Annotated in this window: 16 protein-coding genes; 11 read left to right on the top strand and 5 right to left on the bottom strand. The window is 51.5% G+C overall.

The window, feature by feature from the left end; all coding sequences use genetic code 11:
* Window positions 1–166 precede the first annotated feature (166 nt).
* From ACE3MQ_RS11070 to ACE3MQ_RS11090, 5 genes are all read left to right on the top strand, one after another.
* The gene (locus tag ACE3MQ_RS11070; RefSeq protein WP_379392669.1) at window positions 167–619 is read left to right on the top strand and encodes a carboxymuconolactone decarboxylase family protein; all 453 of its coding nucleotides are present in this window, start codon (window positions 167–169) and stop codon (window positions 617–619) included.
* Window positions 620–706: 87 nt separating this feature from the next.
* Window positions 707–1,768 carry a sigma-70 family RNA polymerase sigma factor gene (locus ACE3MQ_RS11075; RefSeq protein WP_379392670.1) on the top strand — a complete coding sequence of 354 codons (1,062 nt, stop codon included), beginning with the start codon at window positions 707–709 and terminating at the stop codon, window positions 1,766–1,768.
* Window positions 1,769–1,876: 108 nt separating this feature from the next.
* Window positions 1,877–2,215 (top strand): PadR family transcriptional regulator, encoded by a 339-nt coding sequence (locus tag ACE3MQ_RS11080; protein ID WP_379392671.1) that lies wholly within the window; start codon window positions 1,877–1,879, stop codon window positions 2,213–2,215.
* Between the two features lie 20 nt (window positions 2,216–2,235).
* Window positions 2,236–3,270, top strand: coding sequence for an HAAS signaling domain-containing protein (locus tag ACE3MQ_RS11085; protein ID WP_379392672.1), 1,035 nt, complete (start codon window positions 2,236–2,238; stop codon window positions 3,268–3,270).
* 113 nt (window positions 3,271–3,383) lie between these two features.
* The gene (locus tag ACE3MQ_RS11090; protein WP_379392673.1) at window positions 3,384–5,423 is read left to right on the top strand and encodes a catalase; all 2,040 of its coding nucleotides are present in this window, start codon (window positions 3,384–3,386) and stop codon (window positions 5,421–5,423) included.
* 75 nt (window positions 5,424–5,498) lie between these two features.
* On the opposite strand, the gene ACE3MQ_RS11095 is transcribed toward ACE3MQ_RS11090, so the two are convergent.
* The 5 genes from ACE3MQ_RS11095 to ACE3MQ_RS11115 all read right to left on the bottom strand — a co-directional run bounded on the left by ACE3MQ_RS11095 (window position 5,499) and on the right by ACE3MQ_RS11115 (window position 10,180).
* Window positions 5,499–6,587 carry a copper amine oxidase N-terminal domain-containing protein gene (locus ACE3MQ_RS11095; protein ID WP_379392674.1) on the bottom strand — a complete coding sequence of 363 codons (1,089 nt, stop codon included), beginning with the start codon at window positions 6,585–6,587 and terminating at the stop codon, window positions 5,499–5,501.
* Between the two features lie 82 nt (window positions 6,588–6,669).
* The gene (gene phnE / locus ACE3MQ_RS11100; protein ID WP_379392675.1) at window positions 6,670–7,473 is read right to left on the bottom strand and encodes a phosphonate ABC transporter, permease protein PhnE; all 804 of its coding nucleotides are present in this window, start codon (window positions 7,471–7,473) and stop codon (window positions 6,670–6,672) included.
* The gene (gene phnE, locus ACE3MQ_RS11105) at window positions 7,470–8,270 is read right to left on the bottom strand and encodes a phosphonate ABC transporter, permease protein PhnE (protein WP_379392676.1); all 801 of its coding nucleotides are present in this window, start codon (window positions 8,268–8,270) and stop codon (window positions 7,470–7,472) included. The genes phnE (ACE3MQ_RS11100) and phnE (ACE3MQ_RS11105) overlap by 4 nt, the downstream gene beginning before the upstream one ends.
* Complete coding sequence (gene phnC, locus ACE3MQ_RS11110; protein WP_379392677.1) at window positions 8,267–9,040, bottom strand: phosphonate ABC transporter ATP-binding protein; 774 nt, start codon at window positions 9,038–9,040, stop codon at window positions 8,267–8,269. Before phnC ends, phnE (ACE3MQ_RS11105) begins: the two co-directional genes overlap by 4 nt.
* A gap of 150 nt (window positions 9,041–9,190) precedes the next feature.
* Window positions 9,191–10,180 carry a phosphate/phosphite/phosphonate ABC transporter substrate-binding protein gene (locus tag ACE3MQ_RS11115; protein WP_379392678.1) on the bottom strand — a complete coding sequence of 330 codons (990 nt, stop codon included), beginning with the start codon at window positions 10,178–10,180 and terminating at the stop codon, window positions 9,191–9,193.
* A 203-nt stretch (window positions 10,181–10,383) separates the two neighbouring features.
* On the opposite strand from ACE3MQ_RS11115, the gene ACE3MQ_RS11120 reads away from it, so the two are divergent.
* The 6 genes from ACE3MQ_RS11120 to ACE3MQ_RS11145 all read left to right on the top strand — a co-directional run bounded on the left by ACE3MQ_RS11120 (window position 10,384) and on the right by ACE3MQ_RS11145 (window position 16,533).
* Entirely contained in the window at window positions 10,384–11,997 is a 1,614-nt protein-coding gene (locus ACE3MQ_RS11120) for a bifunctional metallophosphatase/5'-nucleotidase (RefSeq protein WP_379392679.1), read from the top strand.
* A gap of 81 nt (window positions 11,998–12,078) precedes the next feature.
* Window positions 12,079–12,357 carry a hypothetical protein gene (locus ACE3MQ_RS11125; RefSeq protein WP_379392680.1) on the top strand — a complete coding sequence of 93 codons (279 nt, stop codon included), beginning with the start codon at window positions 12,079–12,081 and terminating at the stop codon, window positions 12,355–12,357.
* A 249-nt stretch (window positions 12,358–12,606) separates the two neighbouring features.
* Entirely contained in the window at window positions 12,607–14,481 is a 1,875-nt protein-coding gene (locus ACE3MQ_RS11130; RefSeq protein ID WP_379392681.1) for an SLC13 family permease, read from the top strand.
* A gap of 217 nt (window positions 14,482–14,698) precedes the next feature.
* Window positions 14,699–15,211 carry a DUF6773 family protein gene (locus tag ACE3MQ_RS11135; protein ID WP_379392682.1) on the top strand — a complete coding sequence of 171 codons (513 nt, stop codon included), beginning with the start codon at window positions 14,699–14,701 and terminating at the stop codon, window positions 15,209–15,211.
* Window positions 15,208–15,402, top strand: coding sequence for a helix-turn-helix transcriptional regulator (locus ACE3MQ_RS11140; protein WP_379392683.1), 195 nt, complete (start codon window positions 15,208–15,210; stop codon window positions 15,400–15,402). Before ACE3MQ_RS11135 ends, ACE3MQ_RS11140 begins: the two co-directional genes overlap by 4 nt.
* A gap of 141 nt (window positions 15,403–15,543) precedes the next feature.
* Entirely contained in the window at window positions 15,544–16,533 is a 990-nt protein-coding gene (locus ACE3MQ_RS11145) for a DUF3829 domain-containing protein (RefSeq protein ID WP_379392684.1), read from the top strand.
* Window positions 16,534–16,665 lie beyond the last annotated feature (132 nt).

Genomic DNA, 16,665 nt, shown 5'->3' on the forward strand with positions numbered 1-16,665 from the left:
AAATAGTAGCGATTACAGGTGAAGCCGTCAATTCATGAAAGGGAAGTGTCGATGGATCGCTGTCTTACAGCGCAGTGCCGAACGCTGAAATTTGCGCCTGTGAGTGTCACAAAATCGGAGGTTCATTTGTCTACCCTGTATCACATTATGAGGGAGAGATGAGCCAATGAGTCTGCGATTAAATTTTCGAACGGCCAACCCTGCAGCGTATCAAGCGATGTCTGGATTGGAGAAGTATACTAAGGATAGCAGCGTGGATCCTGTTGCGAATGAGTTGATTAAGCTTCGCGCGTCGCAAATCAATGGATGTGCCTACTGCCTGGATATGCACGCTAAAGATCTGATGGCGATGGGCGACCATGCCGACCGGATTTTGCTGCTAAGCGTATGGCGGGAAGTTCCGCACTTGTTCACGGATAAGGAACGGGCTGTTCTGGAGCTTACGGAATGTGTTACGAACATTTCGCGGGAAGGAGTGCCTCAGGCGGTCTATGAGAAGGTGCGGGAGTACGTAACCGAGAGCGAATACGTGGATTTGCTTATCGCCATAAATACGATTAACAGCTGGAATCGCCTGGCCATTTCATCGGGGCTTTTTCCCGGCTGCTTTAAATCATAAAATGGTAATATAAGAAAAAGAAAGAGGATACACCAATAGGAAGCCGCCGTTCCGGCTTCTTTTTGGCATTTGGAGGAGGTGAACGCCTTGTCGGCGTCATCGCGGGATGAGGAGATTCGGACTCAGCAGGTTAGGCAGTCTCAGCAGGTCGTGCAATCTCAGCAGATCGTGCAATCTCGGGAGAGCAGACAAGCCTGGCAATCCGAGCAAACCGGGAAAATCCGAGGAAATGGAGCTGCCGAGCAGACGGGGATGGACATCGATGCTTTGTATCGGAATTACCGAACGTATGCTTTTTCTATCGCTTATCGGATGCTGGGTGTCGTATCCGACGCTGAGGATGTGGTTCAGGACTGGTTTACAGAGATACAAGCCAAGGATATGACGGAAATCCGGGATGTAAAAGCCTATTTGGCAAAAGGAATTACCAATCGCAGTCTGAACGTGTTGAAATCAGCACGCAAACAGAGAGAGGTGTATGTCGGCGAATGGCTTCCAGAGCCTCTTGTCGCGGATTATGATTCTCCTGAGCGGATTTTAGAACGCCAGGATGTGATATCGTATGCCTATCTGGTCATGCTTGAGCGCCTTACTCCGATGGAGCGAGCGGTCTATCTTCTCCGGGAAGTGTTCCAGTACGACTATTATGCGATTTCGGAGATGCTGGGCAAGTCGGAGAGCAATTGTCGCAAAATATGCAGTCGGGCCAAGCAGAGCCTCAAAGCCGAGGCTGTGAGAATGGACGATCATGCAGCTTCCAATAATGAGGCCGCTCAAAGAGCGTTGATCGAGCGATTTATTGCCGCGTTCGAGCGATACCAGGTAGAGGAGATGCTTGAGCTGCTAGCGGAGGATGCGGTGATGATTACCGATGGAGGTGGATATACCCGTTCCGCTATTTTCCCGATTATAAGCCGGAAACGCGTGTTGGCATTGTTGACTTCTCCCAAAGCGTTTAAGGAATTGCGTGGCTGGGAAGCCGTGGTAACCGAGGTAAACGGAGAATTGAACCTCATATTCAAGAAAGAGGGCCAATTGAAAGGGATGCTATGCTTCCAATGGACGAGCGAAGCGAACGGTATTCAAAATCTATATTTGCTGCTCAATCCCCAAAAGCTAAGCCATCTGCAAACCGACTGGCATGAGTGAGATTATAAATCTTGCTCATGCTATTTTTATGCAGTTAAAAATAATTAATAATATGCACTTTACAATAGTGTGTGCCATACAGTATATTGAAAGCAGGAGTTGATCAGGATGACTGATATTCAAGAGGTCGTGAATGGATTACTGCAGGAATTAAGGCGAGGAACGATCATCATTGGCGTGCTGAGCCAATTGTCAGAGCCCCAATATGGTTATTCGCTTGTAATGATTTTGGAAGAGAAGGGCATGGCGATCGATCCCGGCACGCTGTATCCCTTGCTCAGAAGATTGGAGAAGCAGGGGCTGCTGGAGAGCGAGTGGGACACGTCGGAAAGCCGCCCGCGGAAATATTATCGGCGCAGCCATTTTGGAACAGAGGTATATCGGCAGTTATGCGCGGATTGGCGGGAAATGAACCAAAGCGTAGAAGGCCTGCTTGATTTGAATTGAATATTTAGGAGGAGTGACTCGTGGATTATGTTCAGAGATATATTTATGCTGTAACGCAGAAGCTGCCCGAAGGGCAGAGAGAGGACATTAAGCTGGAGCTGCAGGGCTTGATTGAAGACATGCTGGAGGAACGGACGCAGGGAGAGCCAGTGTCGGATGGCGATATCGAAGCGGTACTCCGCGAGCTGGGAAGTCCGCAGGAGCTTGCGGTCAAATATCGAGCATGGCCAAGATACTTGATTGGCCCCGCATTTTTCGATGCATATATCTCCATACTGCGTATTGTCATGATTTCTATTGGTATTGGACTTACAGTCAGCTTTGCCGTTCAAGCTCTCATTACGCCAGGGGAGACGCTACAGCATTTTATTTCCTATATCGTATCGATCATAACGATCGGCGTGCAGGGCTTCGCCTGGGTGACCTTGTCCTTTGCCATTATTGAATACGCCGGCGTGAAGCCAAAGGATTGGGGCAGCAGGCGGGAATGGTCTCTTGCCGATCTGCCCGAGATTCCTGACCGCAGGCTGCTCATCAAGCGGAGCGAGCCTATTGCGGGGATTATTTTTTCCGTGCTCTTTGCCGTGTTGTTTACGTTTTCGGTGGAGCTGATCGGGGCGATTGTTTTTAAGGAGGGCCAGTTCATAGGAACCGCCTCCATATTCCATGTCGAGAACTTCGCCCGGTACTTGCCGCTCATTTGGGGGCTGACGGCGCTCAGCATCATGAAGGAATCGGTCAAGATGATCTTAGGAAAATGGACGCGCGGCGTTATGCTGTCTCATATGGCATTTAATGCAGCCTTGTTCATACTGATGGTCATTATGTTCAAAGACCCGGCCATTTGGAATCCGCATTTTATGGAGCAGCTGGTGCAGCTAAATGTCATGACACCGGGCAGTGAGGCGTTTGAATGGGTCGAATCGATCTGGAACGAGGGCAGGAAATGGTTTATTTATATCGTGGCACTCGTGACATTTATCGATATGGTGACCGTGTTTCTGAAGGTATATCCGATCCATAAAGGCTCCGTAGAGGATATCAAGAATCTCTAATCAGGCGGCATGAAGATGCTCTTAACTTGTTTGCCGGGACTCTCATTGGGGTAAAGGTTAGCGACGTACTCTGTACTCTGACTAACGATCTCGATCGGGGAGGAAACAGGATAATGGAACAACAACGCAAGGCAAACAGTAACCGCAAGCAGGAGCAATTGGAGCAATTTCGCGTAAAGGATGAAGGCCGGAAGCTTACGACGAATCAAGGGCTGCGCGTCTCGGAGGATGAGTTCTCCCTCAAAGCAGGGGAGAGGGGCCCGACATTAATGGAGGACTTTCATTTCAGGGAAAAAATGACGCACTTCGACCATGAACGCATCCCGGAGCTTATCGTGCATGCGCGGGGCTTTGCGGCTCACGGAGAGTTCGAGCTTTATACATCGATGAGGCCATATACGAAGGCAAAATTTCTGCAAGATCCGGGTACGAGAACACCCGTGTTCGTTCGGTTTTCTACGGTAGCAGGCTCGCGCGGCTCAGCGGAAACGGTGCGGGACGCGCGGGGCTTTGCCACGAAGTTTTATACCGAGGAAGGAAACTACGACCTGGTGGGCAACAACATCCCGGTATTTTTCATCCAGGATGCCATTAAGTTCCCGGATCTGATTCATGCGCTGAAGCCGGAGCCGCATCATGAGATGCCGCAGGCGGCTACAGCGCATGATACGTTCTGGGATTTCGTGGCGAACAACCAGGAGTCGGCGCATATGATCATGTGGGCGATGTCGGATCGTGCTATTCCGCGCAGCTTCCGGATGATGGAAGGCTTCGGGGTGCATACGTTCCGGCTTGTCAACGAGCAGGGCAAGGCCCATTTCGTGAAATTTCACTGGAAGCCCGTGCTGGGAACGCACTCGCTCGTTTGGGACGAGGCGCAGAAAATCTCCGGTAAAGATCCCGACTTTCACCGCCGCGACTTATGGGAAGCGATTGAGCAGGGCAATTACCCGGAATATGAGCTTGGCGTTCAGCTTTTGCCGGAAGAGGATGAGTTCAAATTCGACTTCGATATCCTGGATCCGACCAAGCTGTGGCCGGAAGAGGAGGTTCCCGTGCAACTGATCGGAAAAATGACTTTGAACCGTAACGTGGATAACGTATTCGCGGAGACGGAACAGGTGGCCTTCCATCCGGGGCATGTCGTGCCAGGGATCGATTTTACCAATGACCCCCTGCTGCAAGGCAGGCTGTTCTCCTACACCGATACGCAGCTCATTCGCCTTGGCGGCCCGAACTTCCACGAGCTGCCGATTAACCGGCCCGTCTGCCCGTTTCATAACAATCAGCGGGACGGCTATGGCCGCCAGACAATCAATGTGGGGCAGGTCAGCTATCATAACAATTCACTGGCCGGGAATACACCGGCACCTGCATCCGAAGCAGAGGGCGGCTATGTCCACTATCAGGAGAAGGTGGAGGGCCGCAAGATTCGCGCCCGCAGCGACAGCTTCAAGGATCACTTCTCGCAGGCGACGCTCTTCTGGAACAGTATGAGCCTGGCGGAGAAGCAGCATATCATCGATGCCTTTTCGTTCGAGCTGGGCAAGGTCAAGAGCAAGTCAGTACGCCAGCAGGTGGTCGACATGTTCGGCAATGTCAGCCTCAAGCTGGCCGTGCCGGTCGCCGAGGCCATCGGGGCAAATCCTCCGCAAGGCGCAGGTTCGCAGTCCATCAAGTCATCCCCGGCGCTCAGCCAGGAGAACACGGTAAAATCGCCGAAGACCCGCAAGGTCGGCGTTATCGTAGGCAGTAACTTTGACGGAGCCGAGGCGATGTCCGTACTGAATGCGCTGATCGCCGAAGGCGTCCAGGTTGAATTCATTAGCGAGAAGCTCGGGGTGCTCCGCGGGTCGGAGGAGACGGAGTGCGAAATAACGCATACCTTCCTCACCGCGGATTCCGTATTGTTCGATGCGATTTATGCGCTGGGTGGAGAGCTCCTCGTCGATTCTTCGCACATGAAGGCAGCCTATTTCATTCAGGAGGCTTACTCGCATTATAAGCCGATTGGGGCTGCCGCTGACGGGTTGAAGTGGCTTGAGCCGCAAATGGAGAACAGCCCTGGCGTCATTACGGGGAAGAGCGGCAGCGAATTCGCGGCCAGCTTCATTGAAGCGATTGCGGCCCATCGTCATTGGGAGCGCAACTGAGGCATTTCTTGGATGAACGGCAAAAAGCCCCGCAGTGGATGATTCCAACTGTGGGGCTTTTCTATAAAGTCGTTATTATTGCTCTGATGGCAGTTCAGCTTCCACCACGATTTTGACAGCTTGGCTGATCGCAGGCAGGCTTTTTGTCATCTCGGGCTGATAAAAGCCGATGACCTTCGTTCCTTGCTTGATCGAGCTTTGCTCTACTGGCTTGCCCTCTTTGTCCACGATGGCCGTGTCAGCGCTCGATTGAAGAACAATCTCGTCCTGGGACAGGTCAGTCAGTCCTTGTCCTTTGACCACGTAGCTGATATGTCCTTGTTTATTCGTGCGGATCTCCTCAACCGTACCCGCGGTACCGAGCAGCTCGCCAGGCAGCTCCGTGTCCAGCACGGTGATGGCGTAGGTTGGGGTTTGAGGCGGCAGGCTAAGAGTCATGGCCAGGGAATGATCTGCTTGAACGGTCATCCCGAGCTGCAGATCCGACCATTGGAGCTTTGTGCCGTCAGCGCGTTGATATATTGTATCCTCGCTTACATTTAGAACAAGTCCATCGGGCCCGATTCCTTGAATTAGCACCGAAGCATATTTATCGCTCTCATGGATGGCGGTTATGACGCCGTTGCTCTGTGCGCTCTGCTGCTGCACCGGTTGATCTGGCTGTTGTGCATCCTGCGCCTGCGTTGTAATCGAGACGGCGCCGGCGTTGATCGCTACGGAGGCATGCAGGGCATTTTCGATGAAGGCGGCCGGCACATGCAATTGCCCCTTCGTCATTTCTGGAGCGACCGGAAGAGAAGCGGATATTCCATTGACCGCATATTCCTCCACTGTGGTCTTAACGGCTGCGCTCACGCCGTCCTTGCTTATCGTCGCAGAACGATCGGCTTGGCTCCATTTCACACTATAACCCAGCTGCTCAGCAACGGCGCGGAGCGGCAGCATCGTTACGTCTCCGTTCTGCGCTTGGTAGGCCGTCACGGGCAGAAGCGTTCTATTGATTTCAATAGTGATGGCTGATGTCTGCGCCGGGGACGCAAGGGGTGTAACATCCGCCGAGGCGGCAGGAAGGCTAATCGCAGAGTCGGCAGAAGCGGCGCCGGAGGCGATGACTGTAGATAAGGCCAGCATGGCCAGTGATGTTTTCAAAGTAGCTGTATTCATGTTAACAATCCTCTCAACCTGTAATTTATGTAGCTACAAGTCAAGACGGGACGACTCCATGAAATGTTGCAGGAGCGGATGATTACACCAGTTTTTTGCGGATGGAGCTGGAGATCATGTCGATGATCGTTATCATGACCACGATGCCGAGCAGAATAATACCGACTCGCTCCCAATTGCGGGAGCTTAAGGCGAAAATGAGCGGCGTGCCGATTCCGCCTGCTCCGATGATACCCAGAATCGTTGCTGAGCGGACATTAATTTCGAATCGGTACAAGGTGTAGGATAGAAAGCCCGGCAGTACCTGGGGGATTACGGCAAACCACATGATTTGCAAGCGATTCGCCCCCGACGCGATCAAGGCTTCAACGGGCCCTTTGTCTAAATTCTCCACCTCATCGGCGAACAGCTTGCCCAGCATCCCTACGGAGTGCAGTCCAAGCGCAAGCACGCCGGCAAAGGAGCCGGGGCCGACCGCTTTAATGAACAGGATGGCCATAATGATTTCCGGGAAGGTGCGGATGAAGCTCAGAAGCATTTTCCCCGAGCCGGATACCCATTTGGATGAGCTCATATTGGTCGCGGCCCAGAAGGCAAAGGGAATGCAGACGATGGTCGAAATAAAGGTGCCGAGCATGGAAATCGCCAGCGTATCCAGCAGGCCCCGCAGCAAATCCTCGCCGTCCGGCAAATAGACGTAATCCCAGTCTGGCGAGAAGATTCCGGCTACGATTGCCTTGGAAATTTGCCCGGCCGTTTCTTTGATGCCCGTATAGGGTATACCGGCGAATGCCCAAATATAGATGATGGCAAGCGCTGCATAAATCAGCCAGCGATAGGCTTTTTTCCGCGGCTTGCGCACGATTTCGTTCCTAGATTTAGTCATAGCAGTTTCTCCCGCAGCTTCATACTTATATAATCGATCACCAGAACGATAGTCAATGTAAAAATAATGATCGCACTGGTCTTGTCATACTCCAGAAAACCTAACGTCACCTCGTAATAATGCCCGATGCCGCCGGCCCCGACCAAGCCGAGAATCGCTGCTGCGCGCACATTAATTTCGAAGGTGTAGAGCACATAAGAGACGAAATGTGCTTGAATTTGCGGAATGACGCCATAGGAAATCCGCTGCAGCGCGTTCGCCCCAACGGAGGTCATCGCCTCCAAGGGGCCCTGGTCGATTGTTTCCAGCGCTTCATAAGTCAGCTTGGCGATCAGGCCCATTGAGAAGACCGCGAGGGCGAATATGCCCGGCAGCGGTCCAAGCCCGAAAATGGCGACAAACAGGGCGGCCAGCAGCAAATCCGGGATGGTACGAACGAGATTAAGCAGAAAGCGTACCGGATAATAAACCCAGCCGGATCTCGCCAGGTTGCTGGCGCACAGCAGGGCGACGGGCATGGCGGCGATCGCTCCCAGCGTCGTTCCTACGAGGGCCATACGAATCGTCTCCAGCATCGCATCGACAATATGATTGAAATAGCTCCATTTCGGCGGGAACATCTCCCGCAGCAGATCGAGCATATTAGGGATGCCCGCCACAAGCTCGCCGAGCGTGGACTCCGTCTGTACCGCGCTGCCCCAGAGCAGGAGCAGGATAATGGCTGCGGTCAGAATATGCTTCAGCCGGCTCGGTGCCTTGGGGCGTGCTTGAATCGGGATGCTTGGCTTGGCGTTCATACGACCCGCTCCTCCAGCAGCTCATCCTGCCCAATCGGCCGCCCATAGATCGAGGCGAACGCCTCGTCGGTCGCTTCCGACACAGGGCCGTCGAAGACGACTGCTCCGGCTCTAAGCCCGATGATTCGAGTGGCATAGGCTCTCGCCAAATCGATGAAGTGCAGGTTGACGATCGTCGTAATGCCGAGCTCCTGGTTGATTCTTTTCAAATCATCCATGACCTGCTTCGTCGTCAGGGGATCGAGAGAGGCCACCGGCTCGTCTGCGAGAATGATTTTGGCTTCCTGGGCGAGTACGCGGGCGATCGCGACCCGCTGCTGCTGTCCGCCGGACAACTGATCGGCCCGGACGTAGGCCTTCTCGGCAATGTTGACGCGGCTAAGCGCCCCAAAGGCAATGTCGGTGTCCTCCTTCGGGAATAGCCCCAGCACGGTACGCAGCGTAGAATGGTAGCCGACCCGACCGGCCATGACATTGCGCAGCACGGTAGAGCGTTTGACCAGATTGAAGCTTTGAAAAATCATGCCGATATCGCGCCGAATGCTGCGGAGCTGCTGTCCCGATGCCTTGGTGATCGACTTGCCGCCAATTCGGATGTCCCCTTCAGTAATGTCGTGCAGGCGGTTCATCGAGCGCAGCAGCGTTGATTTGCCTGCTCCCGACAGCCCGACGATGACGACGAACTCGCCTTGGGAAATAGACAGATTAATATGATTCAGACCCTTGGTTCCATTCGGGTAGGTTTTAGATACATTCGACAGCTCTATCACGTATATGATCATTCCTTATAAGAAATTTTATCGTACATTTCGGTATAACACCTCTAAGAACAAGCTCAGCCAGTCACAGTGCGGCAGCACTCCAACTGGCTTGGCTCAATTCGCGTAAGGTTGTCCAGAGACAGCCATTCCCAAGTTCAGCTACTCCGTTTTCACTTTCTCCCCATATTCACGCACGATATCGAAGGTGCTGTCTTGGGATTTCACGTAGCCCTCGTGGGAGTAGATTTCTTGAATGATCGCGCGTCCAGCTTCATCCTGGCCGATATCGATGAAGGCGCTGGCGATCTTCTCGCTCCACTCTGCGTTCATGTCCGTGCGAACAGTAATCGTGTCGTTCGGGATCGGTTCGGTGAAGGTCAGGACTTGCGTATCCTCGAATACCGTCGGATAGTCGCCCTTCACGATATTTCGCGCATCCTGGAAAATCGCCGCGGCATCCACATCGCCGTTCAATACGGCGAGCACGCCTTGGTCATGTCCTTTGACCGTAATGGCTTGAACGTCCTTGAGGGGGTCGAGTCCAGCTTCCATCAGCTTGCCGGCAGGCCATACGAATCCTGCGGAGGATGTCACATTCTGATAAGCGATGCGTTTCCCCTTCAAATCGCTTACGGATTGAATAGCGGAGTCCTTCTTGACGATAATCATCGCTTTGTAGAAATCGACGAGCTCTTCGGTAGGAGCACCTGTATCATCCTGCACCCCGTAGCGTTGAGCTTGCAGAATGACCTCGGCAGCGCCCTTCTCTTTGGCCAAGACATAAGCGGTCGGCGGAAGGAAGCCGACATCTACTTTTTTGGAAGCCATCGCTTCAATAATCGTGTTGTAGTCGGTCGATACGCTGACTTTGACGGGAATGCCGAGACGGTCTGTCAACAGCTTTTCCAGAGGCTTGGCTTTAGCTTCGAGGGTGTCCGCATTTTGAGATGGAACGAATTGAACGGTTAACGTTTCCGGTACATACCCGGTAGCTTCCGGTGTATTCGCAGGCTGGTTCTCCTGTTGATTGGCGGATTGGTTCGCCGCAGCGTCTTTCCCGGTGTTGCTGACCGCAGCATTGGTACCGCAGCCGCTAAGGAAGACGGCGGATAAGAACAAAGGCAGAAGGAATCGGGTTATTTTTCTCAAACGGTATGACCTCCATAAATCTATTTTGGATTGCTCATTTAACTATAGGAGAGGTTTATTAACGGCTCGTCAGCGGAAATATAGCATTATGTAAAAAATTGTGATTTTTAAAACGGCCCATTTAATATAAAACGTGATTTCGCTTGATAGACTAAAGGAGAAAGGACGATTGGATTTGATATGGAAGGGGTTAGGAGACGGGGATGAAGAAAAACCAAACAGCTGTCTGCGAAATACTCGTCACAAGCGATATTCACGGGCATATCTACCCGACGGATTACAGAACCGCAGAGGACAAGAACCTCGGCCTGGCGAAAATAGCATCGCTAATTCGGCGGGAACGGCAGCACGCACCCGATTTGCTCCTGCTGGACAATGGTGATTTGATACAGGGGTCTCCGCTGACCTCGTACTGCGTCAAGCACTGCAGCGGCGAATCCCACCCTGCGGTCGCTGTATTGAATCTGCTGGCCTATGATGCTGCCGTTCCGGGGAATCACGAGTTCAACTATGGGCAAGACATACTGCGAAGTGTGATAGAGGAGTCTAATTTCCCTTGGTTATCGGCGGGAATGATTGACCGGCTGACGGGGGAGCCTGCCTTTGGCAGACCTTATATCGTCAAAAAAGCAGGTCCTTCCGCCGATCCCGTCAAAATAGCGATTCTTGGAGTTACGACGCATTATATCCCCAATTGGGAGAATCCGCTCCATCTTCAGGGACTGGAGTTTCGAGATGCGCTTGAGACGACGAGGGCATGGGTATCTCATATCCGCGAGCAAGAGCGTCCCGATCTGCTTATTGTCTCTTACCATGGCGGGTTCGAGCGCGATCTTGCCAGCGGCGAGGCTACCGAGAAGCTAACCGGCGAGAACCAGGGTTATGCGATCTGCCGGGAAATCGAAGGGATTGATGTTCTAATTACCGGGCATCAGCATCGATTGCTGGCGACTCAGCTGGACGGGGTAACCGTCATCCAGCCTGGCTGCCATGGACAGGCCTTGGGTAGAATATTGGTGGATTGGGAGAAGCGAGGGGATCAATGGAAAATTCGGCATAAGTCCGCCGAACTGTTGATGGTCGATGAATCGGTGAGTGCGGATGAAACGATTCTAGCAATGCTCTCCGGCCTGGAGGCTAAGACGCAGAGCTGGCTGGATCAGCCTATTGGACAGGTGAAGGGAGATTTGCGCATAACTAGTCCGTTCCTTTGCCGAACGGCGGATCATCCGTTCATGGAGTTCGTAAATAAGGTGCAAATGGAGGTTGCTGGAGCCCCGATATCCTGCGCCGCCCTATTGAGTGATGAATCCCAAGGCTTTGGCCCGACGATCACCATGCGGGATGTGCTGGGCAATTTCATGTACCCCAATACCCTGACCGTGCTTCGTCTTCAGGGGAGGGATATCCGGGCGGCCTTGGAGCAGACCGCCGCGTACTTCGTCGTCGGCTCCGACGGGAGGCTTGCGATCAATCCGGCTTACATCGCCCCCAAGGCTCAGCATTACAATTATGATATGTGGGAGGGCATTCGGTATGAGCTTGATATCTCCAGGCCGCTCGGGCAGCGGGTCGTGAAGCTGACATATTTGGACGGATCGGCCATGGAGGACGAGATGGAGGCAGAGGTTGTCATGAATAGCTACCGGGCCGGGGGCGGGGGAGATTATGAGATGTTCAAAGGCAAGCCCGTAGTGCGCGAAATCGGGGCCGATATGGCTGAGCTGGTCGCGGAATATATTCGGGAGCACGGGACGATTGAAGCGAGCTGCAATGATAATTGGAGGGTAATCCCGCCTTATCCTGTGGTACAATGACAGACATCAGGGCAAGCTAGAAACTGTATGAGATTTTATGCTGATGCGCATAACCTAACGTGAAAGAGGAGCTGACTATCTATGAGCGAACAAATCAATGAGCAAGAGCTGGTTCAATACATAGCCGAGCGATCCAAGGCCAAGCCGGAGGCGATCCGGCTTGTGCTGAAGCATGAGAATGCGTTTATTAACAATGCCCATAAGGGAGCCAAGGGCGAGGTCGATATCGACGGCGATGAACTCGTTGACTATGTGGTGAGCCGTCCGGACGTGAAGCTGGACGAGCTGACCGTCGAGACGATTCTGGAGCTGGAGATGGATTATTTGATGGATAAAGGCTTAGCCGGTTACGCTGACTAGAGCCGTCAGAGAGAGTGCGAAATAAAGACACGATTTGAAAGAAGCTATTCCCCTTCTGCTTCGTGAACAGCGGAAGGGGATTTTTTTGTGCTGTCAGAAATGATGTGCAGTCCATTCAGGCTATTTGTCGGAAAGTCTATTTCAAGCCCAATAAATCTGTTCCGAAGCCTTGCGCAATGTTATGATATTGCTAGTGTAGCAGGGTTCTTACATAACTATAAAACTAAGAATTACACAGGAGGAACAACCGTGAATAGCCCTATGATCATCACTCTTATCGTTCTGCTTGCAGCGTCGATATTATTTGTTTCGGGGAAAATCCGCTCCGATCTTGTCGCGATCGGTTCGTTAATCATTTTGATGCTGCTCAACATACTGACCCCTGCTGAGGCGTTATCCGGCTTCTCCAATTCGGTTGTCATCATGATGATCGGACTGTTCGTTGTGGGCGGAGGCATATTTCAGACCGGCTTGGCCAAGATGGCCAGCCGGATGCTGCTGCGCCTGGCCGGTACGAGCGAGACCCGGCTGCTGATTATGGTCATGCTGGTTACCTCGGTCATCGGGGCCTTCGTCAGCAATACGGGTACGGTTGCCGTTATGATGCCGATCGTAGTGAGCTTGGCGATGAGCGCGGGAACCCATCCGGGGAAGCTGCTTATGCCGCTCGCCTTTGCCAGTAGCTTAGGCGGTATGCTTACGCTAATCGGTACACCGCCTAACCTTGTTATTCAGGAGACGCTCCTGCAAGCCGGGTACAAGGGGCTGTCCTTCTTTTCCTTTGCGCCCATCGGCATCGTCTGTTTGCTGACAGGCGTTATCGGCCTCCTTTTTCTGCGTCGTTTCCTGCCTGATCATCAAAGGGAGGAGGGCAAGCGCAAGAAGAAGGGCCGCTCGCTGAAGGAGCTCGCCAAGCAGTACCAATTAACGCAGAATCTATTCCGTGTTCAGGTGGGGAAAGACTCGGCAATTCACTCCAAAACGCTGCTGGAGCTGGACATTTCCGCTAGATTCGAGGTCAATGTCATAGAAATCCGCCGTAAAATATCAGCGAAGAACCAGTTTTTTAAGACGATTAACCAGGAAATTGCCGGCCCGGACACGGTCATACATGAGGATGACATTTTGTATGTGAATGGCACATTTGAGCGGGCAGAGCAATTTGCCCAGCATTATGGGCTAACCTTGCTTGACCAGCACGTCCCGGAAAGAAGCGGGCCGCAGCCGGAGCAAGCGGAACAGTATGCGACCAGCGAGGTCGGTATCGCCGAAGTGATGCTGACGCCGAATTCCACCCTGATCGGCAGATTGGTCAAGGATTCGGGATTCCGGGAAAAGTATCGGGTAAATATTCTCGGCATTCAGCGGAAGGAGCATTATCTGCTGCATAATTTGAAAGAAGAACGAATGAAATTCGGCGATGCTCTGCTTGTTCAAGGCACGTGGAAGGACATCGCGCTGCTGGCGGCGGATCAGGCAAATGTCGTTGTGGTAGGGCAGCCGATCGAAGAAGCGCGCAAGGTAACGATGGATATCAAGGCGCCGATCGCTGCAGGGATTATGCTGCTCATGGTTATTTTACTCATAACGGAGCTGGTGCCCGCGGTGGCAGCGGTGATGATTGCCGCCGTATTAATGGTCGTTTTTGGCTGTGTTCGTAATATGGAAGAAGCTTATAAAAGCATTAATTGGGAAAGTATCGTGCTGATTGGCGGAATGATTCCGATGTCGATTGCCATTGAGAAGACCGGAGCCGCTACTCTGCTGTCCGAGGGTCTGGTCAACACGCTTGGAGGCTATGGCCCGATTGCGCTGCTGGCCGGCGTTTATTTTACGACGTCCCTGCTCACGATGTTCATTAGCAATACGGCTTGCGCGGTGCTGTTTGCGCCGATTGCTTTGACCGCGGCGATTCAGCTTGGAGCGAGTCCGTATCCTTATTTGTTTGCGGTATCGATCGGGGCGAGCATGTGCTTCGCATCCCCGTTCTCCACACCGCCGAACGCTCTCGTCATGTCGGCAGGACGCTACAAATTCAGCCATTATATTAAAGTCGGCCTCCCGCTGCAGATATTAATCGGCTTAGTGATGGTGGCGGTGCTGCCATTATTTTTCCCGTTTTGATACATGACCGATCAGGGATAAGCCTTGAGGAAACTCAGGGAGGGAACGTCCTCTTTCGCAGCTTAGGCGGCGAGGGAGGGCGTTTTTTAATTGTGGTGAGTCAAGTTCTGTTGTCATTTATATTATTTATAATGCAATATATATTTGACATAAAGACATGTTTATAGTAAATTTGATGCATAAGTGAAGTATCTATTACATGGAGAGGGTGTCTAGAATGAAATGGTTTCCGTGGCTTTCGAGCAAGCGTAAGCAGATGGATGAGAGAATCGTTAATACACAGAACAAAATTTATAAAGAAATATATACGCTGGTGATGTTGATCTGTTTGTTATCGGTTATTGTTAAATTTGTTGCATTGGGGACGGATACCTCGGTAATTACAGAGGTAGTCATTATGCTGGCCTCTAGTCTGTATTATTTGATTCGCTCCGTTTCCCTGGGGGTGTATTCGGATGCGGTTGAGGTTCATGATCGCAGCAGTAAATTTAAGATGAGTACCAAGAACATTGTAGCAGGCAGTGCCTTGGGGTTAGGGCTGGCCTTGTTTTTCGGCCTCCGCAGCGCAAGCCTATATGCCGATGGGACAACGCAATCCCTATGGTACTTCATTCTTGTGTTTACAGTCTCCTTGATGATTTATGCCCCAGTATTCCTGTTGTTGACCTTCGGCCTTCATATGGCAGCCAATAAAGCCAGCACGTATGTGAACAAGGATGAGCTCGAATGAAAAATATTAGAATGAAGCTGGCTAGAGTCGAAAAGGATTTGTCCCAGGAGCAGTTGGCCCAGCTTGTCGGCGTATCCAGACAAACAATCGGATTAATCGAGCTGGGAAAATATAATCCTAGTTTGAGTTTATGCGTGGCCATCTGCAAAACCTTGTCCAAGACGTTGAATGACCTTTTTTGGGAGGAATAGCGGGGAGAGCATTAATCCGTTGTTTTTACCGAAATAAAATGGAGTTGTTCCTGTTCAGGAATGGATATGTTAGTAAAAAATCCCCAAAGTTTAGCCGATAAATAAAGCAGATGGGTAAATAGAATGGGGGCCTACAATAAAATGAGGAGACGCGTACATCTCGTATTATCCAGTTTACTGTTTTGTATCCTGCTAACCTCCTGCAGCTTGGTTGATGAGCTTAAGGGAAGCTCCAATGTTAACGGAGCAAGCGTAGAGGAGGAGCATGCCGCAGCCAAATACAGCGCCTATATTAACTTAAATAATATAATGACGGGCGGAATGTTCGATAGAGCCATTGAGAGCTATACTGACGAATTTGGTATGGGTGAAGAAATTTATATCGGTGAAGACTTCGACAGTTTTACCTCCGTTCCTGGACTGGATGGATTGGTAAGAACGGTAAATACGGCAGTGGATCGCGCCGCCGGCGAACCGTCATACGGTGCTGCAGATGAAGCGCTCATTCAACTAGGACCCGCCATGCTCGATTTACTGGATACGATGGAGGAAATCTCTGATTATTATAGTGCCCAAACCTTCAAGGAGGATCAATTCCATAGAGGTAAGGAACTGCACAGTCAATTCATTGCCCAATATAATACATACGAGCCTTTGGCCGATCAATTTTATAATGATTTCGACGAGATTGCGGCACAGCAAAAGCTGAAGGATCTGGAGACGCTGAAGGAGCAGGATTTTTTAATCCGGTACTATGCTCTAAGTGTGGTTATGCGCGCTCAGGATATTGAGAAGGCATTTTATGAAGCCGAGATCTATGATGAGAATATTCTGGATTATAATGTAGAGGAATACAGGGGGTTGTTCGACAGGCTGGTCGATGACTCAAAGCAGTTCATGAAGTATGCGAAGGAGGATAAGCGAAGAAAGCAGGAATCCTGGACAACGCTTCCGGAGCTGGACGCTGCCCTGCAAGAGGTGATCGGGACGGCGACGGATATTTTAACAATTTTGGAGACCCGTGATACGAGCATCAATAGGGATAACATGATAATGAGCAGCTATTTCTCCCAGGTGTCTCTTCTGATCGATGCATATAACTATAATATACGCGTGGATAAAGTGAAATAATAAATAAGCCGTTTAACGGAATCATGCCACAGGCAGGTGTTCACCTGCCTGTTTTTTGTGTTCGTAGGGGAAAATGGGGACTAACCCTTATTGCGCATGGTATACTATAGAGAACAAACGTTCTTTAAATGA

The organism is Paenibacillus lentus, from assembly GCF_042714055.1.
Lineage (GTDB): Bacteria > Bacillota > Bacilli > Paenibacillales > Paenibacillaceae > Fontibacillus > Fontibacillus lentus_A.

Bases quoted from the DNA above. Each gene is read 5' to 3' on its own strand.
- ACE3MQ_RS11070 (WP_379392669.1), top strand. From the start codon at position 167: ATGAGTCTGCGATTAAATTTTCGAACGGCCAACCCTGCAGCGTATCAA.
- ACE3MQ_RS11080 (WP_379392671.1), top strand. From the start codon at position 1,877: ATGACTGATATTCAAGAGGTCGTGAATGGATTACTGCAGGAATTAAGG.
- phnE (WP_379392676.1), bottom strand. From the start codon at position 8,270: ATGAACGCCAAGCCAAGCATCCCGATTCAAGCACGCCCCAAGGCACCG.
- ACE3MQ_RS11090 (WP_379392673.1), top strand. From the start codon at position 3,384: ATGGAACAACAACGCAAGGCAAACAGTAACCGCAAGCAGGAGCAATTG.
- ACE3MQ_RS11120 (WP_379392679.1), top strand. From the start codon at position 10,384: ATGAAGAAAAACCAAACAGCTGTCTGCGAAATACTCGTCACAAGCGAT.
- ACE3MQ_RS11125 (WP_379392680.1), top strand. From the start codon at position 12,079: ATGAGCGAACAAATCAATGAGCAAGAGCTGGTTCAATACATAGCCGAG.
- phnE (WP_379392675.1), bottom strand. From the start codon at position 7,473: ATGACTAAATCTAGGAACGAAATCGTGCGCAAGCCGCGGAAAAAAGCC.
- ACE3MQ_RS11095 (WP_379392674.1), bottom strand. From the start codon at position 6,587: ATGAATACAGCTACTTTGAAAACATCACTGGCCATGCTGGCCTTATCT.
- ACE3MQ_RS11140 (WP_379392683.1), top strand. From the start codon at position 15,208: ATGAAAAATATTAGAATGAAGCTGGCTAGAGTCGAAAAGGATTTGTCC.
- ACE3MQ_RS11145 (WP_379392684.1), top strand. From the start codon at position 15,544: ATGAGGAGACGCGTACATCTCGTATTATCCAGTTTACTGTTTTGTATC.
- ACE3MQ_RS11135 (WP_379392682.1), top strand. From the start codon at position 14,699: ATGAAATGGTTTCCGTGGCTTTCGAGCAAGCGTAAGCAGATGGATGAG.